Here is a 25,967-nt window from a genome sequence, read left to right on the forward strand (position 1 = left end):
AAAAATCCCCCTTATACAATTACCAAAGAATAATGAAATGAATTTCTATCAGTCTCTAACCACATACCTTTTTTCTTCTATTAGATACACGATTTTCATTTCATCCTGCGCTAACGAATAGTCCCCTTAAACGATCAATTGATGAAGACTAGCAATTAACGGGAGATAAAGCTCCCACTATGTAGAATTTTACCTTATCTGACATTATCATATATAATGTTCTTTCATATCGTCAATATTTTTTGACATACTTCTACAAATTTTCTGTAAAGTTATTATAAACTTTTCATAAACATATAATATGCCCTTACATTGTTAATACTGCTGAATATGATACAATTACCAATTACAAGGAGGATGAATTTATGAAAAAAGTCATCTTAACAATTGTTTGTCTCCTCCTTCTAATCATTTCTTATTCTTATTTTGAAAAGAACGATGAGACAAAACAAAATGAACCCGAAGAAAAAACAGAAAAAACATCTACTCCAAGTTGGATTGATAAGCAAACAAACGATTCCTTTTATCATCTCGTATTAGGCGATTCACTCGCTAAAGGTTATGGATCAACACAAGGTGGATTTGCTGAATTAGCCTCCAGACAAATAGAAGCGCAAATTCATAAACCAATTACTGTAGAAAACCTTGGGATAAACGGTCTTACAACAGATCGTCTCGCTAAAAAAGTTCAATCAGAAGATGTAAAGCAAAAAATTAGAGCAGCAAATATCATTACAATTAATATTGGGGGAAATAATTTATTTCGCTTAAATCGTGATGTCGGTGTTATAGATGGTATTAAAATGTTAAATAAAGAAAAAGCGCATTTTGAAGCGGATGTAAAAAATATTGTAAAGACAGTTCGAGACCAAAATCCGGATGCTTTACTCATTCTTTCTGAACTCTATAACCCGTTACAACTTGATGATTCCATCGCAAGTTATGCAGATATGTTTTTAGATGGCTGGAATGAATCTGTTTATTCCATTTCAAAAGCAAATCAACCATCTATCGTTTTACCAATTCGTAAATTAATATCGAATGATAAAAAAGAATTACTCTTTGACCAAGTACACCCAAATGATAAAGGCTATACGATTATTGCCGATTCATTTACAAAAAAAGTGTTAGCCTACAAATATTAAAGTTTCCATGAAACAATTCTATTTTTATAACATGTCTTTTTTGTTACAATGAGAGTGGAAGGGGGCCTTTATATGGAATCACGCGAGTGGGAACGTATTGTTGATCATCTTCTTTCGCTAGTGCCTCTTTTTTATCGCAAATTTATGCTTCCTGGAGAATTTTCTTCTCAAAGACATATGCCGCCATCACATACACAAGTATTGCTGCTGTTGCATGAAAACGGCACATTAGCAGTTTCCGAAATCGGCAAGCGGCTAGCGATTTCACGGCCTAACATGACACCTCTATTAAACAAACTGATTCAAGAAGAACTAATAGAGCGTCATTATAGCGAAAAAGATCGACGGGTCATTTTAATTTCCCTAACAGCTGAAGGGAAATTGTTAGTAAATCAATATCAACAATTCATTTTAGACAAATTAAAAGAAAATTTCCAAACATTATCTGAGGAAGAGCGCGAAAAGCTCATTCACTCTCTTCAAACCATTCAAAATTTAATTTTGAAAACAAACGTATAAAGCTGCTTCTAAATAGAAGCAGCTTTATGATTCGTAATAATTACCATAGTACACATTTGAATATGGCCATGTCGTTAAATATGGTTTTTGTTCTTGCGAAGGCTGTTGTTGTGGTATTTGTGATAATTGCTGTAATTGTTGTTGTCGATATAATTCGTATTGTCTACTCATATCATAAACCGGATAATAATTTACATATGGGTATACTTGAGGTACGTAATAATAATACATTCATTCTCTCCCCCTTTTTCTTAAACATATTCAAAGGAGAAAATGAATGTGACACTCTTTATATTTGCACGAGTGGTTCTCTCACTCGTTTCTTTCTGTTCTTTAAACGTAACTTACGGTTCTTTTCATATAAATAATGCACAACGAAATATGAAACTACACCAAACACAACTCCTAAAATCGTCATTCCAATTAATACATACACTTCACTCTGCAATAAACCCTTTAATATCGTAAAAATATGACTCGAAAACAAATCAGATATCGTAAATGGTTCATGATGTATTTTTTGTACATGAAATGGATATATCATTTTTCCTAGTGCATAAGCAAACGGAAATAAAAATACCGGTAGAAACGATATTTTTCCAATAATATTGCCAATAACCGCAGCAGGAAAAGATCCCTTTACTATTCGAACAATCGGATAAAATATTATATATACGAGCGATGCCGTATATATGACCAACATCTCTAAACCAAAACCAATCGCAAAGCCTAATGATACTTTCTTCGCTCCTTCTGGCGATCGAAGCAACTTATAATATTGAAACTTTAATATTCTCCACATCCGCTGAAAAAACGAATATGTTTTCTTAGTTGTTTTCATCCTCATCATCTCTTTAACTATATTTTTATACCTAGTATGTCCTTACACACTCTGAAAAACAAATTTCATTTCCTCTTTTATTATAAATGATATCAAAACGGTTAACTAAATATACATATGACATTTCAATATAAAAAAGTGCACCTCAAATTGTTATTCATGTCTAACAATTTGAGGTGCACTTTAGTTGGGCGGCTTTTTTCTTATTTATCCTCCTAATGTTTGTCCCATGTCATTTATTTTTATATTAAGACGAAAAAAGCACTTACTTGCTTTATGTGCTTTTATATCGTTTCAACTTTAAACATTAGATGGTTAGATGTCCCTACTTACCTCATTAACAGATTCACTAAACATATCAGGGTCTTCATTTTTTATATCAATCAATAATTCTTTAATACTAATCATAATTGATTGATCAAATCCCGAAAGTACTTTTCCATATGCTAATCTTACTTGAAGATGATTAAAAATTCTATAATGTAAAATTTCTACCCATTCTTTAGCTGAGTTAATCATCTATTGAACATCCTGTGCTATCTTTAGAAGTTAAATCTAAGTGTCATTGAGAATACCACGAATTATATAATTTTTCTAATAATTAACCCAATTTCTTTTCTATTTGCGATTTTTCTTCTTTTGAAAAAAATGAATCAAGTTCTCTATTACACCATCTCGAACTACATAGTTTTTATTCTTATCTTCCCAGTATCTATACTCATAGAGTACTTGTTCATCAAATCGCTGTAAATAACCTTCCCAGTTATTCGGAATATATTCTTCAAAAGATATTGATTCCGGATAATTAGAATAAAAAATTAAACGATCAAAATCTATCAAGAAACATGGGTTATAATTATAATAGGCTTCTTCTCTATTAGTTCTTAGTTCCCTTAAAAATTCTAACCTAATATCTTCTGTAAATCTTTCATATTTTTCTATTCTTTCTAAAAAATCAGCTATTGTAGTCTCATTTAAAATAAGAATGCCTTTTCTTTCTTCTGGATATTCACTAGGAGCGTATCCAGCTTGATTATAATCTAAATACCATAAATCCGGTTCAGTTATATACCAATTGAACCTATTTTTATATTTTACACCTACTATAATATTTTCTGCATATAAAGGCTTAATCATTTAATTAGTTCTCCTCTCTTACTTGATAAGTTTAGCATTTTGGCCATACTCTACCAACTAATGGTGACAGGTGATTCTTACTAGTCAATCAACTATTATTTGACGCCATTCGAATAATAGAGTTCGTTTTTATTTAGTTTAAACAATTCTGTTTCTAAAGATATAAATACTAAGACTGTGTATTTTGTTGTAAAAATGCTTCTAAAATTCTCTTAACTGGCAGACTCGATTTTTTCAGTAGATTCTCTGCCTTATCCATTATTTGCTTGTTGGAAGCGATTATTTTTTTATATTCTTTATTGTTAAAAGAACGTAAAGAGTCTATTACATATTCAGCTAATTCATCATTCGTATTGAGTAAATCTAGTAATAAATTGAATCCATTCATCCCAGTATCTTCATCTATACAATATACTAATCTAATTTTATATTTATCATCTCTGTCCTTTAAATTTTGAAATAATTTATCCCAATCATTTTCAGTAAATTCACTTATCAACTTCTGTACATACATAAATTCATCATCATAGAAGTAGTTATCTGAGCTATTTTCAGCTAATACTGCATCTACTTTTTCATACATTTATGTCCCTCCTCTATTTGGTAAATCCACCTGGTAATCGTGTATTAATTTGACCTGTTGGATATCCACTAACCACACTGTCACCTATTTTTATTGCATCAATTTCTACGCCGTCAATAAATTCCCCTATGAAAAGTCGCTCCATCTCTTCCTCTAATACTTAACTGGGAAGAGTTACCTACATCAGTTATACTACCTAAAATCTTTGTATCATTCTAACTTCCTGGAAATATTGTACTATTTTATTTTAGCCAATTTCCTATCAAGAAATTGAGTCGTATAGTTGATATCTTTCGTACTATTTAATGCTATTAACCGTGATAAAAAAGCGAAAGAAAAGAGCATGTTTTGAAAAAAGGATTAATCAAAACATGCTCTTTTAGTATTTAATCGAATTATTCTTTTATAAAGAAGATTGATTTCTTTGTAATCCTTCTTCAAATAAAAACCTAGTTGTCTCGTATCTTTAACTATACTGCTTTTCCAATTTTATTAGGTTTTTCTTCTGATTTGATAAACCTATTGTAAAACTATTTGCTTTAATTACAATATTCCCTCTGTTACCTGTTGAAGTGACGGTTATCTTAGTTCTAAACAAACCTTTCTTAACTTTCACACTTTCTATATCTTTCATGCCTATACACTTTATATTCCCAGTGAACTTACCACTCATTGATATTTCTAATACCATAAGTCTTTCATCAGTAAAACATATGATTAAATGCTCAAGGTCTGCCAATGCTCCAAGACCGTATTTAAAATACTCTGATGATGATGGTGTTACATAGGAGTAGAAATAGTAAAAGTAAGTTTCACCTTCTATTTTTAATTCTTCGAATAAATCGTCTAAGTACTTGTTTGTTAACATCTTATCCCCCCTCTCTTATTTGAGCCTAACCATTACATTAAAAGTATTTCATAGGAACCCTTCTTTTCTGTCACAATTATAAACATATCATCTGCAAACTCACATTTCCATAATAAACCAATATTTTAATTTACCTTTTTTATAAAAAGTTAATCTTCTTTCAAAACGACTAAACTTTATTTCAAATCCACACTTTAAAAACAAACTAAAATCCCTAAAAATTTTATAAGAGAATTTCGGAATTTCTCTATTTTTAAAATCAACTTAAAACCCTTGAAACAAAAGGTTAAACAAAAAATTAAATAGCTGTTTCTCTATTAGATGTCCCTCTTCTATCCATATAATTAAGCACTTTTAGTTTATACTGAAGGGAGTACCTTTTTTCATTTACCTTTTCTTCTAGTAAGAATTTAGACATAAAAAAATACACCTCCAATTGTTATTCGTGTCTAACAACTGGAGATGTACATCACTTAGGAAGGCTCTTCTACATTTTTAAATAAACTTACTAATAATGCTTTTTGCGCATGCAATCGATTACCAGCTTGCTCAAATACGATAGACTGTGGTCCATCTATAATTTCTCCTGTTACTTCTTCTTCACGATGGGCAGGTAAACAGTGTAAGAAACAATATGTTTGCTTCGCATGCTTAACAAGTTCTTTATTAATTTGGTAAGGTTGAAATAAAGTGTATTTCTCTTCTTCTCCTTCTTGCCCCATGCTCATCCAAACGTCAGTATAAATAAAATCTGCTTTATTTACCGCTAATTCAGGATTATGCAAAATTTCAATTTCAGCTCCTGTTTCTTCAGCAATCGCTAACGCTTTTTTTACAATTTCCTTACTCGGTTCATATCCTACAGGCGTTGCCACAGTCATATTCATTCCGACTTTTGCACTCGCTAACAATAATGAGTGACATACATTATTCCCGTCACCTACGTAAGCCAATTTAATTCCTTTAAATGTATTCACTTCTTCGTATATCGTCATTAAATCTGCCAATGCTTGACAAGGATGATGATCATCCGTTAAACCGTTAATTACAGGTATGCTCGATTCTTTTGCAAGCTCTTCTACATCCGCATGTGAAAATGTACGTATCATGATCCCATCAATATAATGAGATAATACTTTCGCAGTATCTGAAACAGTTTCTCCTCTCCCAATCTGCATCTCTTTCCCACTTAAAAACATGCCATGTCCTCCGAGCTGTACCATTCCTGCTTCAAAAGATACGCGAGTACGAGTTGAATGTTTATCAAAGATAAGGCCTAATATTTTTCCTTGTAATAAAGGCTCCTGCTTTTTCTTTTTTAAATATATAGCGAACTCAATTAAAGAAATAATTTCTTCTTGCGTCAATTCTTCTAGTGTTAAAAGATCTTTCGTATTTAATTTCGGTACTTGTACAGTTGACATGAAACTTCCCCCTTATATGATTGATACGTTTTTTGTACAAATTACTTTTTTTATTATATATACTGCCTGTTCTAACTCTTCATTCGTCACAATAAGTGGTGGTAACAGTCTTATAACATTAGGCCCTGCTTGTAATACGAGAAGTCCCTCTTCTTCTAGTTGTTCTATAAAACTTGCAACTTCATGCTTACACTCAATTCCAATCATAAGCCCCTTACCACGAATATTTTGAATACATTCGACATGTTGTAATTCCTCTTGCAATTTCTCTAATACGTACTCGCCCTTTTCCTGTACTTCTTTTAAAAACGATGGTTTCTTACTTACTTGCAATACTTTTTTCGCTGCAGCCATCGCAATATAATTCCCGCCGAAAGTTGAACCGTGTGATCCTGCAGTAAACGATATTCCAAGTTCTTTTCGGCCAATCATCGCTCCAACAGGAATGCCATTTCCAAGAGCCTTAGCGGTAGTAACGATATGAGGATCTATTCCCATTTGTTCGTAAGCGAATAGTGTCCCTGTTCTTCCGATCCCTGTTTGTACTTCGTCTATAATAAATAAAGAACCGAACTTATTACATACTGTTTCAATCGCTTTCAAAAAAGATAGATCAGCAGGTATGACTCCTCCCTCTCCTTGAACAACTTCTACCATTACTGCCGCAACTTCTTCATTCATTACTTTCTCTAACGCCTTTATATCGTTAAAAGGGATATGTAAAAAAGACGGAAGGAGCGGACCAAATCCTTCTTTCACTTTATCTTGCCCTGTTGCACTCATCGTTCCAAATGTTCTACCGTGAAAAGACTGCTCACATGTTACGACGAGAGATTTTTCAGTATGCTTACGGGCTAACTTCAAAGCAGCTTCATTCGCCTCTGCCCCGCTATTACAGAAAAACACATAATCTAATGCTATATTTTCTGTTAATAATGACGCGACTTCTTCTTGTAAGCTGTTTGTAAACAGGTTAGATATATGCCATATATCATGAAGTTGCTCTTGTACACCTTTCATAACAGTAGGATGACAATGTCCTAAATTACATACGCCAATTCCTGATGTGAAATCTAAATATTGCTTACCGTTATTATCAATAACTTTCGTGCCCTCTCCCTTTACAAACTCAATAGTTCTTCTTCCATACGTTTGAAAAAGATGACTTGTCATACAATACTCACGCCCCTCGTTACCGTCGTTCCGATACACTCACCTGTAACCTCGGTAAAATCCTTCGTCCCATTTACGATACTAACCTTTTGCACTCCCATTTTTAATGATGCTAGTGCTGCCTGTACTTTCGGAATCATCCCGCCTGTAATAACACCTTTTTCTATAAAAGTAACAATCTCGAATTCGTCAGTTTTCTTTACTAATTTCCCTTCATGTAATACTCCATCTACATCTGTAATGAAAATGAGTTCTTTTGCAGATAATGCGGCCGCAATTCCAGCTGCAGCGGTATCCGCATTTATGTTATATATCTCATTATCATGTATCCCGACCGGAGCAATAACAGGAATATAATTCATATTTATTAATCCTTTTAGTAAGGCCGTTTCGACATAACTTACTTCTCCCACATATCCTATCTCCTCGCTGACAGGTTGAACTTGAAGTAAATTTCCGTCACACCCTGAACAACCTACCGCAAGTAAATTATGCTTTTGTAAATTCATTACGAGTTTTTTATTCGTACTTCCGCATAGCACCATTTGAACAACATCCATAACCTCTTTTGGTGTTACTCGTAATCCATCTCTTTTTTCTACGTTGATGTTACAATCTTTTAATTTGGCATCAATTTCTGGACCACCACCATGGACAATCACTATCTTATACTTCTGCTGCAATTTCTTTATACAATCAAAATACACATCATTTAATTGATCCAACATACTACCGCCACATTTCACTACAATATAATCGCTCATCTTCCCTCTCCTTATGTACGATAACAAGCGTTTATTTTCACATATTCATAGCTTAAGTCACAGCCCCATGCTGATCCCGTCTCTTCTCCTAAATGTAAATACACATCAATCATAATTTCATGTTCTTTTAATTTCATTTTCATTTCCTCTTCAGAAAACATTTGAGGTTCACTATTTTTTAACACAGTGATAGTTTGAAGAGTAATATCAATTGTATTTGGACTAATAGCTACTTCACTTTGTCCAATACTGCTAATAATTCGCCCCCAGTTTGGGTCTTCACCATGTATTGCTGTTTTCACAAGACTCGAACCGACTATTTGCTTTGCGATTTTCTTTGCCTCTTCATTCGTTCGAGCTCCTAGTACATTTACTTCTATTAACTTCGTAGCACCTTCACCATCTTGTGCAATTTTTTTGGCTAAATCTTCACATACCTTCTGTAAAGCAAATACGAAAGTTTCCCAATCTGTATGTTCCATATTGATTGGTTTCGTTTCTGATAATCCACTTGCCATAGCGATGACCATATCATTCGTAGAAGTATCTCCATCCACCGTAATTTGATTAAATGTATGATTCGTTATTTGTGATAATGCTGTTTGCAATACGTCATGCTCTATATGAGCGTCTGTTGTAATAAAGCTCAGCATTGTTGCCATATTTGGATGAATCATCCCCGAACCTTTAGCAACACCAGCAATCGCCACTTTCTTCCCATCAATAATCATCTCATAGCAAGTTTCTTTCGTTATAAGATCCGTCGTTAAAATCGCTTCAGAAAAAGAACGTGCTTCACTTACTTCCTTCGTCGGGATAAGAGTTGCAACTCCCTTTCGGATTATATCCATCGGTAAAGGAACACCAATTACACCTGTTGAAGCGACTGCAACATAAGTTTCTTTCACTCCAAAATGTTCCGCACCTAATGTACGCATCTCGTAAGCATCTTGTAAGCCTTTCATTCCTGTACAAGCATTTGCATTTCCACTATTGACGATAATAGCTTGTAATTTCCCCTCAGCCGTTATACTTTCTTTCGTTACTTGCAGCGGGGCTGCTTGTATTTGATTCGTTGTATAGACGGCGGCGCATGATGCTGGTACTTCACAAATGATTACACCTAAATCCTTTTTTTCTTTTTTCAAACCATTTGCTGTACCGATTGCCGAAAAGCCTTTTGGCGTTACAATTGAACCATTTTCTAGTTTGATAATAGACTCTACTTTAATCATCATGTCCCCCTTATAGATAAAGCGGCATATGCTGTAAACCTGTTGTTTCTTCTAGCCCCGCTACTATATTTGCATTTTGAATTGCTTGCCCAGCCGCCCCTTTCATCATATTGTCTATAACAGAAACGACTGTCACTCTTCCTGTTCTTTCATCGTAAGCTATACCCATATCACAATAATTTGAGCCCCTCACTTCTTTCGGACTTGGAAACTCTCCTTGCGTGCGAATTCGAATGAAAGGCGATTGTTCATACGTTTCTTCATATAATTTTTGAAGTTGTTCTATTTCCATTTCTCGTTTTACTTTCGCATAAAGTGTAATCATAATCCCTCGTGATATCGGTATTAAATGTGTACTAAACGTGATTGGCTTCGTTTCCCTATTCCACTCTGCAAGCATTTGCTCAATCTCAGGAACGTGTTGATGCTCATTTACTTTATAAATACGCAAATTATCGTATAACTCAGGAAAGTGAGTCATTGTTGTTGGCGTTTTGCCCGCTCCAGATACCCCTGATTTCGCATCAATAATAATCGAATCTTCTTCAATCATGCCGCTACGGACTAACGGCAATATCGCTAATAATGCAGCTGTAGCAAAACATCCTGGGTTTGCAATTAAATTTGCATTTTGAATCTCGGACCTTTTCCATTCGCTTAACCCATATACAGCTTCCCTAAGAACTTCTTCTTTTGCAGCTGCTCTTTTATACCACTGTTCATATGTCGAAGGGTCTTTCATACGAAAGTCTCCAGATAGGTCAATTACTTTTAAACCTACTGCTAATAATTTTGGAGTTAACTCTGCTGATACTCCTGCTGGGGTTGCTAAAAACACAATTTCTGCTTTCTTCTTTATTTCCTCCGCATCAATTTCTTGTAACGTATGAACAAGAGCATTTTGAAAATGAGGATATACATTTGTTATACACTCGCCAACTTGCGAAAAAGAATGGAGAGATGCTATCGAAAAATATGGATGTTGCTCTAATAACCGAATTAACTCAATACCTCCATACCCAGTTGCTCCAATAATCGCGACTTTCATATGCTCCTCCTCATATCGATTCTTTAAATTAAGTATGATTATAATATTGTATATTTATAGAGTCAATTAAATATTTATAAATTTTATAAACTTAAAAAACTTAATTTTATTAGAAAAACAATATACACAATCGGATTTTCATACATAAATAGTGCATAGTAGTTTTTTTATTTCACTTCAAGTACAATAAAGTGAAACTATAATCAGTGGGGTTTTGTTCATCCCCACTGATTATTAGCCCACACCAATCGGGCGTTTACGGGCAGTTGATCTCCCACCTAACTTCTTTGCTCCAGCCGAATTTTAAGGTGGGAGTTTTACTGCCCGCAAATAGCGGGATAAAACAATACATACGTACATACAGGCGGGGAAAACATGAATGAAAAATTAATTGAGAAAATGATTATAAAAAGTTTTCAGCAATATCAATGTAATCCTATGTCAAATGAGGATCAGGAAATGCTTATTAAACATATTCAAACGATAATTCATTCAAATACTAAAATTGATGTATACGAGGCAGTTGAGGATATCGTTTACGATTATGTGACTGGAAAATAAAAAAATAGGAGATTTCCATATGGAAATCTCCTATTTTTTACTTAATGATTTGCCTGCAACACGCTCAAATAAACCTGGGAATAACGCATAAAGTTTCGGACCAATGCCCATCCACTTCGGTAAGTTTACTTCACGCTTTTTCGTTTGCATCGATTGTACGATTTGCTCTGCTACATATGTCGGCTTTAACATGTACCGTCCCATATTTTTTACATATGTACCCGATTGATCAGCTATTTCAAAAAAGTTCGTATCTATCGGACCTGGATTAATCGCTGTTACGAAAACATTTGTACTAGACAACTCCATGCGTAAACTATTCGTAAATCCTAATACTGCATGTTTCGTCGCTGCATACGCACTCGATTTCGGAGTTGCAATTTTCCCGGCAAGTGAAGCAATATTAATAATATGTCCTTCGTTCCTTTTTACCATATAGGGTATTACCGCTTTCGTACAAGCTACTAATCCAAACACATTTACTTGGAACATATCTTTCACTTCATCCATTGACGCATCTTCAAATGTTTTAAAAATACCAAATCCCGCATTGTTTACTAATATATCAATACGTCCCACTTCTTGTAATACCTTTGAAAAAACAGATTGTACTTCCGTCTCTTCACTTACATCTAATACATAATAATAGCAAGGCGTATTATAAGTTTCTTTAATTTTGTCTACTAACGTTTTTAATTTCTCTTCTGTTCTAGCCATTAATACTGGAGTCGCCCCCTGCTCTGCAACTTGCATTGCAACTTGCTCTCCAATTCCACTAGAAGCACCTGTAATGACGATTACTTTATCTTGTAAACGTCCCGTCATTGCTGTCACCTACTTTGCATAATAAATCGATTGTTGCGAAGATTCATCAATCATCACTTGTTGATTATATGCTAAAAAGTCTAATTGTCCAACAGTTTCTGAAATAGTAAGTGGCAATTGTTCTTTGTATAATACCGGAAATAGTTTTACACATACTTCAAATGCTGTCATTGGTTTTTCCTTTAATAACTCAAGCACTTTAAACGCACGTGTTTCTTGCTTTTGTAATCTCGTTTCAATAAGTTGTTTCACATTTAGAACATCTTCTCCATGTCCTGATAAAATGCGCGAAATATTCATTTCACTTAAACGCTTTAACGTTTGATTATATTGTAATAACGGGCGTGCCCTTTCTGTTTGTCCCTCATATGGTGGTTCTAATATGGGATTTGAAGAAATATGACTAATGAGAGCATCCCCGCCAATTAATATTCCATCAGATTCTCTATATAATGAAATATGAGTGGAGGCATGACCCGGTGTTTCAATTACTGTAAACCCAGGTAAAGAATCAATGCAATCTCCCTCTCTCACAGTATGTGTTAACGATCTATTACAAGAATATTTAAGTGTTCTTGTCGTCAATAATGCTTCATCTTTCAAAAATGCTGCTGGAACACCAAATTGCAAAGCTGTCTCTCTAAAAAACTCATGATACCGCTTTAAAAATTCTGGATTTTGCGTGATCCAAGGTTCATTCCAAGGATGTCCAATAATGTTCGTTTTCTCAGAAAATATATTTAAAAGCCCACAATGATCCGCATGATGATGCGTAATGACTACTGTTTCAATATCTTCTATCGCATATCCTAATGCACCTAATTGACTTTCTAACGCATTTCTTGCCCCTTCTGTATTCGTCCCTGTATCAATTAATGTTAATGTCTCCCCCTCAACTAAAAACACATTTACAGTTTCAACTGCAAATGGCACAGGAATCTCCATTCGGTGAATCGCCGTCATGCTTAGCCCCCCTGTCTCTTTCCGGTTCAAAAATGAATACTTCTTCAGTTTACAACTTCTCCATATATTTGTCATTATTTTCAGATAAAAAGAGGTGTTTCCTATAAAAAAACGAATGTATGTACATTTATAAGAATTTCTAACCAAATTTAAAGGAGGAACATCATGTCTATTCAAAATATTTCCTTTCTCGGTGCAGGCTCTATTGCTGAAGCTATTATTGGTGGCTTGTTACATGCAAATGTTGTGAAAAGCGAACAAATTACCGTAAGTAATCGTTCTAACGAGACAAGGTTGCAGGAGCTACATAAAAAATACGGCGTCAAAGGTACGCATAATAAAAAAGAGCTACTTACTGATACAAATATTCTTTTTCTAGCAATGAAACCAAAGGATGTTGCAGAAGCGCTTACTCCTTTTAAAGAATATATACATAATAACCTGCTTATTATTTCGTTATTAGCAGGTGTTTCTACTCACTCGATTAGAAACCTACTTCAAAAAGATGTTCCGATTATTCGTGCGATGCCAAATACATCCGCCGCTATTTTAAAATCAGCTACCGCTATCTCGCCTTCAAAACATGCAACAGCGGATCATATTCAGACTGCCATCGCTTTATTTGAAACGATCGGTCTCGTCTCTGTTGTAGAGGAAGAAGATATGCATGCTGTCACTGCATTATCTGGAAGTGGGCCTGCTTATATTTATTACGTAGTGGAAGCGATGGAAGAAGCCGCAAAAACAATTGGTTTAAAAGAAGATGTTGCAAAGTCACTTATTCTTCAGACGATGATTGGTGCTGCTGAAATGCTAAAAGCAAGTGAAAAACACCCTTCTATTCTGCGAAAGGAAATTACTTCTCCTGGCGGGACGACCGAGGCAGGTATTGAAGTATTACAGGAGCATAATTTTCAACAAGCGTTAATTTCCTGTATTACACAAGCAACGAAACGATCACACGATCTTGGAAAAACATTAGAAAAAATAGCAAAAGAAAAATAAAAAAAATGGAGCTCAATCTTACTTGAGCTCCATTTTTTATAAACATATATTTTTTATTTATTATTCTTCCCAAAAATCTCTTCTTGCAGACGGCGACCAGTCGGTGTTGCTGCAAGTCCGCCTTCAGCTGTTTCACGAAGTGCTACTGGCATCGTTTGTCCGATTCTAAACATTGCCTCAATTACTTCATCACATGGAATTGTACTCGTTACACCAGCTAATGCTAAATCAGCTGAAATCATCGCATTTGCAGCTCCTGCTGCATTACGTTTTACACACGGTACTTCTACAAGTCCTGCAACAGGATCACATACTAAACCAAGCATGTTCTTTAATGAAATCGCCATCGCTGTAGCCGCTTGATCTTGTGTTCCACCAGCCATTTCAACTGCAGCTGCTGCTGCCATTCCACTTGCTGAACCTACTTCAGCTTGGCAACCTCCTGCCGCGCCGGAAATACAAGCATTATTCGCAACAACCATACCGAAAGCTCCTGCTGTAAATAAAAATTCAATCATTTCTTCGCGTGTCGGCTGTAATTTTTCTTGCAGTGCAAAAAGTACACCTGGCACTGTTCCAGCAGACCCTGCTGTTGGTGTTGCACAAATGATTCCCATCGCTGCGTTTACTTCATTTGTTGCAACTGCTTTACTCACTGCGTCCAAAATCGTATCTCCAGATAAGCCTTTTCCGCTCTTCATATACGCCTGAACTTTTACAGCATCTCCGCCAGTTAAACCAGTTGGTGATTTCACTCCGCGAATACCACGTTCTACTGCTTGCTCCATCACGACTAAGTTCTTTTCCATACCAGCAATTACTTCTTCACGTGAAATACTTCTAGTTTTCATTTCACATTGAATCATAATTTCTGCGATTTTTACATTTTGTTCTTTAGCTTGCGCCACTAGTTCCGCTGCGTTCCGAAACATGGTGTGTCCCCCCTGCAATTATTCCATAATAGTTACTTGACAAATATTTTCTTGCGCGTTTATTTCTTCAATTACTTCATCTGCTAATAATTCATCTGTTTCGATAACCATAAGCGCTCTTCTTCCTTTTTCTTTACGAGAAACACTCATTGTACTAATGTTAATTTCATGTTTCGCAAGGATTGAAGCTACTGCTGCAATAGCACCGAAGCGATCGTTATTTACAATAAGTAGTGCTGGACTCGTGCCTGTTAATTGAAGATCGAATCCATTTAATTCTACAACTTCAATTTTACCGCCACCAATTGAGCAAGCAACAACTTCAATTTCTTCTTCACCTTTATACAAACGAATTCTCGCTGTATTTGGATGAGGTGCATTTGCATCTTCTTCAATGAATTCTACTTCGATTTTGCGCTCTTTTGCTATGTCTAGCGCCTCTGGAATACGTAAGTCATCTGTTTCAAACCCTAATATTCCACCGATCAATGCTACATCCGTACCATGCCCTCGATACGTCTTTGCAAATGATCCATATAATGAAATGCTTACTCTTTCTGGTTCATGACGAAACAGCTGGCGAGCAACTTGCCCCATTCTTGCTGCGCCTGCTGTATGTGAACTTGATGGACCAATCATAACTGGGCCAATAATATCAAATACTGAGCGATACTTCATCATAACTCCCCCTAAACCTCTATGAAAAAATTTTTTACTATTCTATTAAGCTACCGAATCGGTTACTTTTCCAGTTGTACGACGTATTTGTTCTGCTATACAAATTGGATCGCTTTTGAATAACAGTGAAACAATATATCCTGAAATAATACCAGTTATCATAATAAATACGAAACTTAGCATTACCTTCATTTACTAATAATATAAGATACTCCACAATAAAGTCTTGTAGCAATCCAAAGTTTAACACAGAACCCCTTACAAGGATAGCATAAACAAGTGAAACTCCCATTGCTTTCATACCTTTTGGTGCTTTAAAGCTAAAAGGTGAAAAAAGACTTAGTACAAATAATAGTAATATCCTTCGTATTTATAATTTTCATATTCCTCTCTCACGATTTAGTCAACTTCACTTGTTACGACAAATGGCTAAAACGCATGTGGCCTACAATAAATTATATTCTGCCTTCATTATAGCTTGTTTTTAATAAAACGCTTACTTTTAATGAATTTTAAAAGTTCTGAATAACGATCCATTTTTGCTATTTGTACCACTCGTATGTCATCTGACTTATATAACAGTTTTTCTAAATAATCAGTACTATGTATTTTTATCCTATATCTTCACATCATTAAAAATTTCTGTTTCATCCAATATAAACATAAAATGATAACAGTTTTATTTTAAATTTTTTTAGAAATAAAAAAAATGGCAACCTTTCGTCACCATTTTTTCACAACATTATTATCTTTCCACTGGAAATGATTTTAAATCCGTAGCTATTTCTGTATTAGAAAATAGCTCTCTTGCCTCTTTCCATAATTCCTTATATGTATCCCCTTGATAACGAGAACTAATATGAGTCAATATTAATCGTTTTGCATTTGCCTGAAGTGCAATACTCGCAGCTTGCTTAGATGTGGAATGAAAATAATCATACGCTTGTTGTTCATCTTCTGCCGCAAAAGTTGCTTCATGAACAAGTACGTCAGCGTCTTGTGCTAGCTCTCTACTCGCTTCACAATATCTTGTATCACCTAAAATGGTAATAATTCTTCCTTTTTGAGGTGGACCGATAAAATCTTTTCCATTTAGTATCGTGCCATTTTCTAATTCAACTACTTCTCCATCTTTTAAACGTTTAAAAAGTGGACCGGGTTTCACACCCATCTCCAGTAATTTATCTACTAAAAGAGCACCTTGTATATCTTTCTCTATAATACGATACCCAAAACATTCAATACCATGTGACAATCTTTTCGTTTCCACACGAAATTCATTATCTTCAAACACAGTACCTTCTTCTGTTATCTCAACAATTTCAAGTGGGTATTTTACATGTGTCGTACTTACTGACAATGCCACTTCAATAAATTGTTTAATTCCTTTTGGTCCATACACTGTTAAAGGTGTAGTCCCTCCTTGAAACGAACGGCTTCCTAATAAACCAGGCAACCCAAAAATATGATCACCATGTAAATGCGTAATAAATATTTTTTCAATGCGGCGTGGGCGTACAGATGTATGTAATATTTGATGTTGCGTCGCCTCGCCACAATCAAATAACCAAGTCTGCCCTCGTTCTTCTAACAATTGCAAAGCAATTGCCGAAACATTCCTTCCTTTCGAAGGAACACCTGCACCAGTTCCTAAAAATACAAATTCCACTTTCTTTCCTCCAGCTCTTTATATAATCTACCTTTCATCTTACGGAATGTTATTTCAAATGGCAAATCGAATTTACATAACCAATCATCTAGACAACTATATAACACGAACATTATACTTAAAAAACTTAGTAATCGTTCGTATTTTATGTTAAAATGATTATACTACATTTTAAGGGAGCGTTTTATTATGAAAGAAGCATTTCGTTTACAAACTGATTTTTCATCTTCATTTGATCGCTGGGTAAGTTCTTTCGTGTCTGATCACCCAGCACAATTAGAATGGACGACTTTGAAAGAATTAATCCATGAATATACAACAACACATACAAATGATTCGTTACCAACATATATTTCTTCAGCTTTAACATATTACGCACAACGCGTTTCAACAACAAATAGTTCAGAAATTGTTATTTTTGAAAATACTACAATCTCATAATCTGTAATAAAAAGCACTGTAATCAGTGCTTTTTATTTATTTCCCCACCTTATTTCAAAAAAACCCTCTTATTTCCTACTATATAGCCAGCATAAATCTATTTGAGTTTTCAAAAAAATGTATTGACACTACAAAATTACAGTGCTAACATTCAACATGTAATTGAATATGGTCTCTGTTAGGTGAGGCTCCTGTATAGAGAAACGCTGCTGCCCAAAAATGTCGAGAGACGCCAATGGGTCAACAGGAAAGGTCGGAATGAAGGCCTTTCTTAACGTAGCTGGTTTCAGTACCTATGCTATACAGTGCTAAAACTCAACGAGGGAGAGGTGCATGTATTTTGTCATACACAAAAACTGTTTTTATCTATGTTTACTAACAGTCTTTGTTGTGGACTCTTTTAACTGCGAATTCAGACCTTTACTCGTTTTGAGTAAAGGTCTTTTTACGTATATACGCACCTTACTATGAAACAAACATAGCATATTCAGAAACTACTAAATTGTACGGAGGTGAGGAACAGTTGGCAATTGATGATTCGGCCCAGATACCCATAATATGTTTTACGTTAATATTTCATCATGTAGGTAGGAAAGAAGCTGTTCCTCCTAATTTTAAATAGTTGAGTAACAGATTGTTTCCTCCTTCATGAAAAAGGAGGAACTACCAATGTTAAATTTACAAAAACAAGAAACAAAGCATTCATACGATCAAAATCATATGAAAACAAATAACGGATTACTGGTGGAAGTCGCAATACAAGATGTAAACAATGCGTTACGACTTTTAGAAACAACACAAAATGGCCTCTCTAAAATAGAAGCGTCTCATAGATTTTCTTTATATGGCCCAAATGAAATAGCTCATAATAAAACATCGCCGTGGTACATTCAATTTCTACTGGCATTTAAAAATCCATTTATTTTTGTTTTATTAGCTCTCGGCGCACTCTCTTTTTTCACAGATGATATACAAGGAACCATTGTCGTATCTGTAATGGTAATGCTAAGTGCAACGATCCGCTTTTTACAAGAGTTTCGTTCTCAAAAAGCTGCGGATCAGTTAAAAGCTATGGTTCGAACAACGGCAAGCGTCTTTAGAATAGATGGATTTGTACACGAAACAAAAAACGTAATGAATTTAAAGCAAAATGATCCAACGGAAATTCCAATTGAAGAACTTGTACCTGGCGATATTATTTCACTTTCGGCCGGTGATATCGTTCCGGCTGATGTGCGTATTTTATCAGCTAAAGATTTATTTGTGAATCAGTCTTCTTTAACTGGGGAAGCACTTCCTGTGGAAAAGTACGAAAACTGCTACCATACAGAGAATAAACATATTTTACCGAAAAACATGAAAAAAAATTACAATCCACTCGATATGGAAAACCTTTGTTTTATGGGTACAAATATTGTAAGTGGTAGCGCAAAAGCTGTTGTCATCTCCACAAGTACCGATACGTATTTCGGCTCTTTAGCAAATAAGGTAATTGGCAAGCGCGTAGAAACAAGCTTTGATAAAGGTGTAAACAAAGTAAGCTGGCTCTTAATTACATTCATGCTTATTATGGCACCTATCGTTCTTCTCATTAACGGATTCACAAAAGGTGATTGGCAAGAGGCTTTCTTCTTCGCTATCGCTATTGCTGTTGGTCTTACACCTGAAATGTTACCAATGATTGTAACTGCTAATTTAGCTAAAGGTGCTGTTAACATGTCTAAACAGAAAGTAATAGTAAAACAACTGAATTCTATTCAAAACTTAGGTGCTATGAACATTCTTTGTACCGATAAAACGGGAACTTTAACAGAAGATGAAGTTGTACTTGTTCGGCACTTAGATCCTAACGGTAATACATGTGATCGTGTATTACACTATGCCTATTTAAATAGCTTCTATCAAACAGGATTGAAAAATTTAATAGATAAAGCTGTTATGAAACATACAGAAGAAAACCAGAAGTTTGATCCATCCATTTTTCAAAAACTAGATGAAATTCCATTTGATTTTGCTCGCCGGCGTATGTCTGTCATCGTGAAAGATAGCTCAGGGGAACATACAATGGTTTGTAAAGGTGCCGTAGAAGAAATTTTATCTATTTGTAACTACACTGAAGTTGATAGCAAAGTTGTTTTTCTTACTGATGATATGCGCTCAAATGTAAAACAACTAAGTGAGACGTTGAATAGTGAAGGTATGCGTGTTATTGCTGTAGCTTATAAAAAAGATAGACCATTACATGATAAAGAGTACGTGATAAAAGATGAGAATGATATGATTCTCGCTGGATATATTGGCTTTTTAGATCCACCAAAACCATCTGCAGCTACTGCCATTCAAGCATTACAGAAACATGGTGTACAAGTGAAAATTTTAACTGGCGATAACGAAATCGTGACAAGAAAAGTTTGCAAAGAAGTTGGATTAAACATCGGTGAGCCTGTCCTTGGTTACGAAATCGATGCTTTACCTGATAAAGCATTAGCAAAATTAGCCGAAGAAACAACTGTATTTGCTAAACTAAATCCAATGCAAAAATCACGCATTATACGAGTATTACAAGGGAATGGTCACACTGTAGGCTATATGGGAGATGGTATTAACGATGCTGTAGCGTTACGTGAAGCTGACGTTGGCATATCTGTTGATACTGCAACTGATATTGCAAAAGAGTCTTCCGATATTATTCTACTTGAAAAAAGTTTAACGATATTAGAAGCAGGTATTCTAGAAGGACGCACTATATTTGGTAATATTTTAAAATATATTAAAATGACAGCAAGTTCTAACTTTGGAAATGTATTTAGTGTGTTAGTAGCAAGTGCTTTCATCCCCTTCTTGCCGATGCTTGCCATTCACCTTTTAATTCAAAACTTGCTTTATGATATTTCACAACTATCTATTCCATGGGACAAAATGGATAAAGAGTTTTTAGAAAAACCAAGAAAATGGGATACTGCCAACTTACGGAACTTCATTATTTGCATCGGTCCAATCAGTTCCATATTTGATATCATCACATATGTAGTCATGTGGAACGTCTTCGGCGCAAATACAGCTAGCGAACAATCATTATTCCAATCTGGTTGGTTTGTTGTTGGATTACTAACACAAACTTTAATTGTTCACATGATAAGAACACAGAAGATTCCATTTATTCAAAGTACTGCATCAGCACCGGTTCTTTTATTAACCGCTTGTATTATGGCAATTGGAATTTATATTCCATTCTCACCACTCGGAGCAGCCGTTGGATTACAAGCATTACCACTTAGCTATTTCCCTTGGTTAGTAGGAATACTATTAGGCTATGCTTTCTTAACACAGTTCCTAAAAAAAGTTTATATTAAAAAGTTTCATAGCTGGTTATAAAGTGAAACTTTAACCAGCCTGCAAATAGCGGGATAAAAATGAGAATGAGCGGGTACTCCCCACTCATTCTCAAAAACATAACATGGACTTATATGTATGGAGGTGACCATGATGGTATGGTATGACATTGTATTAAGATTATTTATCGCAATTATTGTAGGTGCTTGCATCGGAATGGAACGGCAATGGAGACACAGGATGGCTGGCTTGCGGACAAATGCTCTCGTATCACTTGGTGCCTGTATATTTGTTTTATTATCCGTCATGCTGGATCATGATGCTAGCCCCTCACGTATTGCCGCTCAAGTCGTTAGTGGGATTGGTTTTTTAGGCGGCGGTGTTATTATCCGCGATGGTTTTAGTATTAGAGGGCTTAATACTGCGGCTACTCTATGGTGCGCAGCTGCTGTCGGTACTCTTACAGGCGCTGGTTTCCTCGTTGCAGCTATATTAGGTGCAACTGGCGTTTTACTAGCAAATATACTACTTCGCCCAATCGCTCTCTTTATGAATCAGAAATCAAAAGAAGAATCACCTGAACAAACGAACTACTTCCTTTCTCTTACTTGTTCAGAAGAACATGAAGCCCATATTCGTTTTTTACTTATGCATATGGTAAGTTCTGAAGGCATCGGTTTAAAAGAATTGTATAGTGAAGACGTAGATTCTAAGCAAAAAGTGTGTATACAAGCTACATTACATTGCAGTACAAATGCAGCAGTCTTAATTGAAAAAATAGTGAGTAGAATGCTATTAGAAGCTGGCGTTACTGCAGCAGGGTGGAAAACTTCATTAGATTTAGAAGCAATTTAAAAATAAAAGGTGTCATGATATTTATAGCTTCATGACACCTTCTACATAAACTTATTTTCTAATTTTTGCTGAAAAGACTTTTCCTGCTTACGCAATAATTGACTACCACGTTGTAAAAGTGGCATTCCATACTTATCGTTAATCTGATCAATGACAGCAAGTAGCGGCTCTTCTTTCGCATCTTCTTCAAATGAAAACAAATCTAATTGTTTCACTGATTCTGTCTTCCACTCTATTTCAGTAGCTGTAACACCTAGTAAACGAACGGAATCACCGTCCCAATGTTGCTTCCATAAACGAGATGCTGCCTGAAAAATATCTCGTTCTTCCCAAATAGCATTTTTCAATTGCTTACTCCGCGTTACTGTCCGCCTATCATGATATTTAATCATAATTTGAATATTATAGCTGACAAGAGTTCGCTTTTGTAATCTTTTACTCACTGATTTTGATAAGCGTTCTAACATATCAAGCAATTCTTTCTCTTCATCCATATCCTTTGAAAAAGTCATCGAGTTACCAACGCTTTTATGTTGTCCCATTTGACTCGGATCAACTTCCCTATCATCCATACCTTTTGCCCGTTGTTGTAAATCAACACCATGCTTTCCAATTTTAGCGCGAATGATATGTTCGTTTCCTTTTGCTAACTGCTCAATGGTTTGTATATGAATATCATTTAATTTTTCTGCTGTTTTTTCTCCAATTCCATGCATCGCTCCAACCGGAAGTGGCCAAATCATTTCTGGAATATCTCGTTTTCGAAGCACCGTAATACCGAGAGGCTTTTTCATATCAGAAGCTGTTTTTGCTAGGAAAAGATTTGGAGCAATTCCGATGCTACATGGAAGTTGTAACTCTGTTAATAACGCCTGCTGAATCATCTTTGCTATTTCAAGAGGCGAACCGAGCGCGTAGCAATCTGTAATATCTAAATACCCCTCATCTATAGAGACTGGTTGTATTTTTTCCGTAAAACGGGAAAGAATTTGAAACATTTGAAAGGAAGCTTCACGATATAATGTAAAATTAGGACGCATTACAACTAATTGCGGGCATAACCTTTTTGCTTCCCAAAGAGGCATCGTTGTACGTATTCCATAGCCTCTTGCCTCATAACTACATGTTATGATAATTCCTTTTCTTTCTTTTTCATTCCCAGCAACTGCTAACGGCTTCCCTTGTAATGATGGGTCGTGAGCAATTTCAACAGATGCGAAAAAACAATTCATATCTACATGCAAAATAACACGACCATTTTTCGGATACATTTCTCGCATAGTACTCACTCCCTCCAAAGAACATTTGTTCCTTCATTATATCAAATTTCGGACAATATTTATAATAAATAACTTGTTCTTTTCCCTTTATGTATTTTATATAATTTACATAAAATACATAAAGGGAAAAGCAATCGAATCAAAATAAAAAGCGTGTAAATCAATTGTGATTTACACGCTTTTTCTATTATATTACTTCGCTACTTCTTCAATAATTGCTACAACTAATTCTGCTGTTTTCGCTAATTCTTCAACAGGTATCTTTTCATTTGTTGTATGAATTTCTTCATAACCAACTGCTAAGTTAACTGTTGGAATACCGTGTCCTGCAATTACGTTTGCATCACTTCCGCCACCACTTTGGTGAAGAGAAGGTGTACGACCAATTGTTTCAGCTGCACGTTTTGCAACTTCTACAACGTGATCGCCATCAGCAAATTTAAATCCTGGATACATAACGTTTACTTCAACGTCTGCTTGACCGCCCATTTCTTTTGCAGTTGTTTCAAATACTTCTTTCATTTTAGCAACTTGTACTTCCATTTTTTCATTAATTAAAGAACGCGCTTCTGCAAAGATTTGTACATGATCGCAAACGATATTCGTTTGTGTACCACCTTCAAAACGTCCAATATTTGCAGTTGTTTCAGAATCAATACGACCAAGTGGCATCTTCGCAATTGCTTTCGCTGCGATAGTAATTGCAGATACACCTTTTTCTGGTGCTACACCAGCGTGAGCTGTTTTCCCGCGAATAATCGCATTCACCTTCGCTTGTGTTGGAGCTGCAACAACGATTTCACCAACTTTTCCATTGCTATCTAATGCGTAACCGTATTTCGCTGTAATGCGCTCACGATCTAATGCTTTTGCACCAACAAGACCAGATTCTTCTCCAACTGTAATAATAAATTCAATTGTACCATGAGGGATATTTTTTTCTTTTAAAACACGGATTGCTTCAAACATTGATGCTAATCCTGCTTTATCATCCGCACCTAAAATCGTAGTACCATCTGATACGATATATCCATCTTTAATAGAAGGCTTAATTCCATTACCAGGAACTACTGTATCCATATGAGAAGTAAAGTAAATTGTATCAACACCATCTTTTGTTGCTGGTAATGTACAAATTAAGTTACCTGCACCATGCCCAGTAACAGACATTGTGTCATCTTCAAATACTTCTACACCTAAATCTTTAAATTTCTTTGTTAATACTTTGCAAATCTCTGCTTCAAATTTAGTTTCAGAATCTACTTGTACTAATTCCATGAATTCATTTACTAAACGTTCTTGATTAATCATAAGACTGCGCCTCCTGCACTACCATTATGTATGTAACACTATTAATTATAACAGAATTTCACAAAAGTTTCGAAATACAAGACAAAAAACAGACGGTTTATATGTCTAGATAACCATCTGCTTTCTATTACTCATTTAACAATACCCAGCGCATATGATCTTCCCACACTCCATTGACCATTAACATCTTTCTAGACACACCCTCATATTGAAAGCCTATCTTCGTCACTACTTGTATAGATGCTAAATTTCGTGGCATAATCGGTGCTTCTATACGGTGTAATTGAAATTCCCCAAAAGCTACTTGAATAGCTTTTCTAAGCGCTTCTGTCGTATAACCTTTGTTTAACTCTTTCTTATCTAATTTATAACCGAGTACACAAGATTGATAAATTCCACGAACAATTAAATTAAATGAAATACACCCAATTATTTTCGTATCATCACCCTTTTTAAAAATCCATAATCTGATGATTTTACCTTCTGCGAACTCTTTTCTATCCTTTTGTAACTTTTTCTTTTGATAATCTAACGTAAAAAAATCATCCGGTCTATACTCTTCCCAAGCCTTTAAAAATTCACGATTTCTGTCGTAATATTGAAGAACTTTTTCAGCATACGACTCATCAATTTCCCTTAAATGTAAACGATCTGTTTCATATATTTTCATCATCGTATCTCCATTCTTCAGCCTGCATAACAAAAAAACTTATACTCTATCATTATATATATTCTCTACATACATATAAATTTCCTGTTATACTTTACACGCACTTCTCGAATTTTGTCATTTCTCTCCCCTTGTCCACAATATCATTTCTCGTTACAATGATATTGTACTGATTTGCAAGGAGGTATAACGATGCATAAAAAAGCTCAAAAAGTTATGATTTATGTAATGCTAATTTCTATGCTTGTAACAACATTACTTGCTGGCGCAAGTATGTTTTGGTAAAAAGGACGATGTGTTCGTCCTTTTTTTACTTTTTACACATAACATAATAAAATAAACCATCTCGATATCGAGATGGTTTATTTTATATAAAGCACAATCGCTACAATACTAAAGGAAAATGACATTACAAGTGCTATTATAAAACTTGTATATTGTTTCTGCTGAAATGCTCCAATAACAAAAGTAAGATTGAGTAATGCCATACATACAATTGCTACAAGATAAGAACATATATTAAAAGTTGCCAATATGAATGTAATAACAAATAGAAATCCCATAAAAAACTGCATATACGAAATTTTTGGATTCAAGTACATATGAGCAACCCCTTTATCTAATTTTATCTTTCTATACTCTCATTAACTCATGGTTATGTACACATGTCAAGACAACTTATTGCATATGAAAAAGCCAACCTTTTC

General features: G+C 35.0%; 29 protein-coding genes, 1 pseudogene and 1 riboswitch. Of the genes and pseudogenes, 8 read left to right on the forward strand and 22 right to left on the reverse strand.

The annotated features are described in order from the left end of the window. Positions 1-365 precede the first annotated feature (365 nt). Positions 366-1,145, forward strand: a complete 780-nt coding sequence (locus ACXY7N_RS09655; RefSeq protein WP_016086392.1) for a GDSL-type esterase/lipase family protein — start codon at positions 366-368, stop codon at positions 1,143-1,145. A gap of 72 nt (positions 1,146-1,217) precedes the next feature. Beyond that, a complete protein-coding gene (locus tag ACXY7N_RS09660) occupies positions 1,218-1,664 on the forward strand; it encodes a MarR family winged helix-turn-helix transcriptional regulator (protein ID WP_000445819.1) in 447 nt (148 codons plus the stop codon). Positions 1,665-1,688: 24 nt separating this feature from the next. On the opposite strand, the gene ACXY7N_RS09665 is transcribed toward ACXY7N_RS09660, so the two are convergent. From ACXY7N_RS09665 to argC, 12 genes and pseudogenes are all read right to left on the reverse strand, one after another. Continuing rightward, the gene (locus ACXY7N_RS09665) at positions 1,689-1,895 is read right to left on the reverse strand and encodes a hypothetical protein (protein WP_016086391.1); all 207 of its coding nucleotides are present in this window, start codon (positions 1,893-1,895) and stop codon (positions 1,689-1,691) included. A gap of 58 nt (positions 1,896-1,953) precedes the next feature. Then, a complete protein-coding gene (locus tag ACXY7N_RS09670) occupies positions 1,954-2,514 on the reverse strand; it encodes a DUF2062 domain-containing protein (RefSeq protein ID WP_080117867.1) in 561 nt (186 codons plus the stop codon). A 306-nt stretch (positions 2,515-2,820) separates the two neighbouring features. Beyond that, a pseudogene (locus ACXY7N_RS09675) lies at positions 2,821-3,024 on the reverse strand (Imm30 family immunity protein); the annotation flags it as partial. 99 nt (positions 3,025-3,123) lie between these two features. Then, positions 3,124-3,642, reverse strand: a complete 519-nt coding sequence (locus tag ACXY7N_RS09680; RefSeq protein ID WP_016086388.1) for a hypothetical protein — start codon at positions 3,640-3,642, stop codon at positions 3,124-3,126. Positions 3,643-3,811: 169 nt separating this feature from the next. Continuing rightward, positions 3,812-4,225, reverse strand: coding sequence for a hypothetical protein (locus ACXY7N_RS09685; protein WP_016086387.1), 414 nt, complete (start codon positions 4,223-4,225; stop codon positions 3,812-3,814). A 13-nt stretch (positions 4,226-4,238) separates the two neighbouring features. Beyond that, entirely contained in the window at positions 4,239-4,370 is a 132-nt protein-coding gene (locus ACXY7N_RS09690; RefSeq protein WP_016086386.1) for a hypothetical protein, read from the reverse strand. Positions 4,371-4,691: 321 nt separating this feature from the next. Further along, positions 4,692-5,093, reverse strand: a complete 402-nt coding sequence (locus ACXY7N_RS09695) for a PH domain-containing protein (RefSeq protein WP_016086385.1) — start codon at positions 5,091-5,093, stop codon at positions 4,692-4,694. 473 nt (positions 5,094-5,566) lie between these two features. Next, positions 5,567-6,517, reverse strand: coding sequence for an ornithine carbamoyltransferase (gene argF, locus ACXY7N_RS09700; RefSeq protein WP_016086383.1), 951 nt, complete (start codon positions 6,515-6,517; stop codon positions 5,567-5,569). A gap of 12 nt (positions 6,518-6,529) precedes the next feature. Beyond that, positions 6,530-7,690: an acetylornithine transaminase gene (gene argD, locus ACXY7N_RS09705; RefSeq protein WP_033660116.1), complete on the reverse strand. Its 1,161-nt coding sequence runs from the start codon at positions 7,688-7,690 to the stop codon at positions 6,530-6,532. After that, a complete protein-coding gene (argB, locus tag ACXY7N_RS09710) occupies positions 7,687-8,454 on the reverse strand; it encodes an acetylglutamate kinase (protein WP_016086381.1) in 768 nt (255 codons plus the stop codon). Before argB ends, argD begins: the two co-directional genes overlap by 4 nt. An 11-nt stretch (positions 8,455-8,465) precedes the next feature. Then, complete coding sequence (argJ, locus tag ACXY7N_RS09715) at positions 8,466-9,689, reverse strand: bifunctional glutamate N-acetyltransferase/amino-acid acetyltransferase ArgJ (protein WP_016086380.1); 1,224 nt, start codon at positions 9,687-9,689, stop codon at positions 8,466-8,468. A gap of 10 nt (positions 9,690-9,699) precedes the next feature. Then, positions 9,700-10,737 carry an N-acetyl-gamma-glutamyl-phosphate reductase gene (argC, locus tag ACXY7N_RS09720; RefSeq protein WP_488592372.1) on the reverse strand — a complete coding sequence of 346 codons (1,038 nt, stop codon included), beginning with the start codon at positions 10,735-10,737 and terminating at the stop codon, positions 9,700-9,702. A gap of 375 nt (positions 10,738-11,112) precedes the next feature. On the opposite strand from argC, the gene ACXY7N_RS09725 reads away from it, so the two are divergent. Beyond that, on the forward strand, positions 11,113-11,298 hold the full coding sequence (locus ACXY7N_RS09725) for a YqzH family protein (RefSeq protein WP_016086378.1): 186 nt from the start codon (positions 11,113-11,115) through the stop codon (positions 11,296-11,298). Positions 11,299-11,328: 30 nt separating this feature from the next. On the opposite strand, the gene ACXY7N_RS09730 is transcribed toward ACXY7N_RS09725, so the two are convergent. Together ACXY7N_RS09730 and ACXY7N_RS09735 are read right to left on the reverse strand one after the other, a co-directional pair. Continuing rightward, positions 11,329-12,123 carry an SDR family oxidoreductase gene (locus ACXY7N_RS09730; protein ID WP_488592373.1) on the reverse strand — a complete coding sequence of 265 codons (795 nt, stop codon included), beginning with the start codon at positions 12,121-12,123 and terminating at the stop codon, positions 11,329-11,331. Between the two features lie 9 nt (positions 12,124-12,132). Beyond that, positions 12,133-13,086 (reverse strand): MBL fold metallo-hydrolase, encoded by a 954-nt coding sequence (locus tag ACXY7N_RS09735; protein ID WP_016086376.1) that lies wholly within the window; start codon positions 13,084-13,086, stop codon positions 12,133-12,135. 165 nt (positions 13,087-13,251) lie between these two features. On the opposite strand from ACXY7N_RS09735, the gene proI reads away from it, so the two are divergent. Continuing rightward, entirely contained in the window at positions 13,252-14,091 is an 840-nt protein-coding gene (gene proI / locus ACXY7N_RS09740) for a pyrroline-5-carboxylate reductase ProI (protein WP_016086375.1), read from the forward strand. A gap of 53 nt (positions 14,092-14,144) precedes the next feature. Here the strand turns inward: proI and sdaAA are convergent, their stop codons facing one another. From sdaAA to rnz, 4 genes are all read right to left on the reverse strand, one after another. After that, complete coding sequence (sdaAA, locus tag ACXY7N_RS09745) at positions 14,145-15,023, reverse strand: L-serine ammonia-lyase, iron-sulfur-dependent, subunit alpha (RefSeq protein WP_016086374.1); 879 nt, start codon at positions 15,021-15,023, stop codon at positions 14,145-14,147. A gap of 18 nt (positions 15,024-15,041) precedes the next feature. After that, positions 15,042-15,701, reverse strand: a complete 660-nt coding sequence (gene sdaAB / locus ACXY7N_RS09750; RefSeq protein WP_016086373.1) for an L-serine ammonia-lyase, iron-sulfur-dependent subunit beta — start codon at positions 15,699-15,701, stop codon at positions 15,042-15,044. A gap of 45 nt (positions 15,702-15,746) precedes the next feature. After that, entirely contained in the window at positions 15,747-15,884 is a 138-nt protein-coding gene (locus tag ACXY7N_RS09755; RefSeq protein WP_223261017.1) for a hypothetical protein, read from the reverse strand. Between the two features lie 562 nt (positions 15,885-16,446). After that, positions 16,447-17,370: a ribonuclease Z gene (gene rnz / locus ACXY7N_RS09760; protein ID WP_016086372.1), complete on the reverse strand. Its 924-nt coding sequence runs from the start codon at positions 17,368-17,370 to the stop codon at positions 16,447-16,449. Positions 17,371-17,559: 189 nt separating this feature from the next. Here rnz and ACXY7N_RS09765 point away from each other — a divergent pair, with 189 nt between their 5' ends. From ACXY7N_RS09765 to ACXY7N_RS09775, 3 genes are all read left to right on the forward strand, one after another. Then, the gene (locus ACXY7N_RS09765; protein WP_016086371.1) at positions 17,560-17,811 is read left to right on the forward strand and encodes a DUF3932 family protein; all 252 of its coding nucleotides are present in this window, start codon (positions 17,560-17,562) and stop codon (positions 17,809-17,811) included. 167 nt (positions 17,812-17,978) lie between these two features. Continuing rightward, positions 17,979-18,146, forward strand: a riboswitch (M-box (ykoK) riboswitch). A gap of 334 nt (positions 18,147-18,480) precedes the next feature. After that, positions 18,481-21,186 (forward strand): magnesium-translocating P-type ATPase, encoded by a 2,706-nt coding sequence (mgtA, locus tag ACXY7N_RS09770; protein WP_116349047.1) that lies wholly within the window; start codon positions 18,481-18,483, stop codon positions 21,184-21,186. 111 nt (positions 21,187-21,297) lie between these two features. After that, on the forward strand, positions 21,298-21,999 hold the full coding sequence (locus ACXY7N_RS09775; RefSeq protein ID WP_016086369.1) for an MgtC/SapB family protein: 702 nt from the start codon (positions 21,298-21,300) through the stop codon (positions 21,997-21,999). A 41-nt stretch (positions 22,000-22,040) separates the two neighbouring features. Here ACXY7N_RS09775 and ACXY7N_RS09780 read toward each other — a convergent pair whose 3' ends face one another. The 3 genes from ACXY7N_RS09780 to ACXY7N_RS09790 form a co-directional block, all read right to left on the reverse strand. Then, the gene (locus ACXY7N_RS09780; RefSeq protein ID WP_016135323.1) at positions 22,041-23,279 is read right to left on the reverse strand and encodes a DNA polymerase IV; all 1,239 of its coding nucleotides are present in this window, start codon (positions 23,277-23,279) and stop codon (positions 22,041-22,043) included. Positions 23,280-23,471: 192 nt separating this feature from the next. Then, positions 23,472-24,590 (reverse strand): tripeptidase T, encoded by a 1,119-nt coding sequence (locus ACXY7N_RS09785; protein WP_016086367.1) that lies wholly within the window; start codon positions 24,588-24,590, stop codon positions 23,472-23,474. Positions 24,591-24,717: 127 nt separating this feature from the next. Then, the gene (locus ACXY7N_RS09790; protein ID WP_016086366.1) at positions 24,718-25,263 is read right to left on the reverse strand and encodes a GNAT family N-acetyltransferase; all 546 of its coding nucleotides are present in this window, start codon (positions 25,261-25,263) and stop codon (positions 24,718-24,720) included. A 189-nt stretch (positions 25,264-25,452) separates the two neighbouring features. Between ACXY7N_RS09790 and prli42 the strand changes: the two genes are divergently transcribed. Next, positions 25,453-25,545, forward strand: coding sequence for a stressosome-associated protein Prli42 (prli42, locus tag ACXY7N_RS09795; RefSeq protein WP_000549038.1), 93 nt, complete (start codon positions 25,453-25,455; stop codon positions 25,543-25,545). Positions 25,546-25,622: 77 nt separating this feature from the next. On the opposite strand, the gene ACXY7N_RS09800 is transcribed toward prli42, so the two are convergent. After that, the gene (locus ACXY7N_RS09800; protein WP_016135324.1) at positions 25,623-25,862 is read right to left on the reverse strand and encodes a DUF3894 domain-containing protein; all 240 of its coding nucleotides are present in this window, start codon (positions 25,860-25,862) and stop codon (positions 25,623-25,625) included. Positions 25,863-25,967 lie beyond the last annotated feature (105 nt).

It is taken from the genome of Bacillus sp. 5w2, assembly GCF_054353775.1.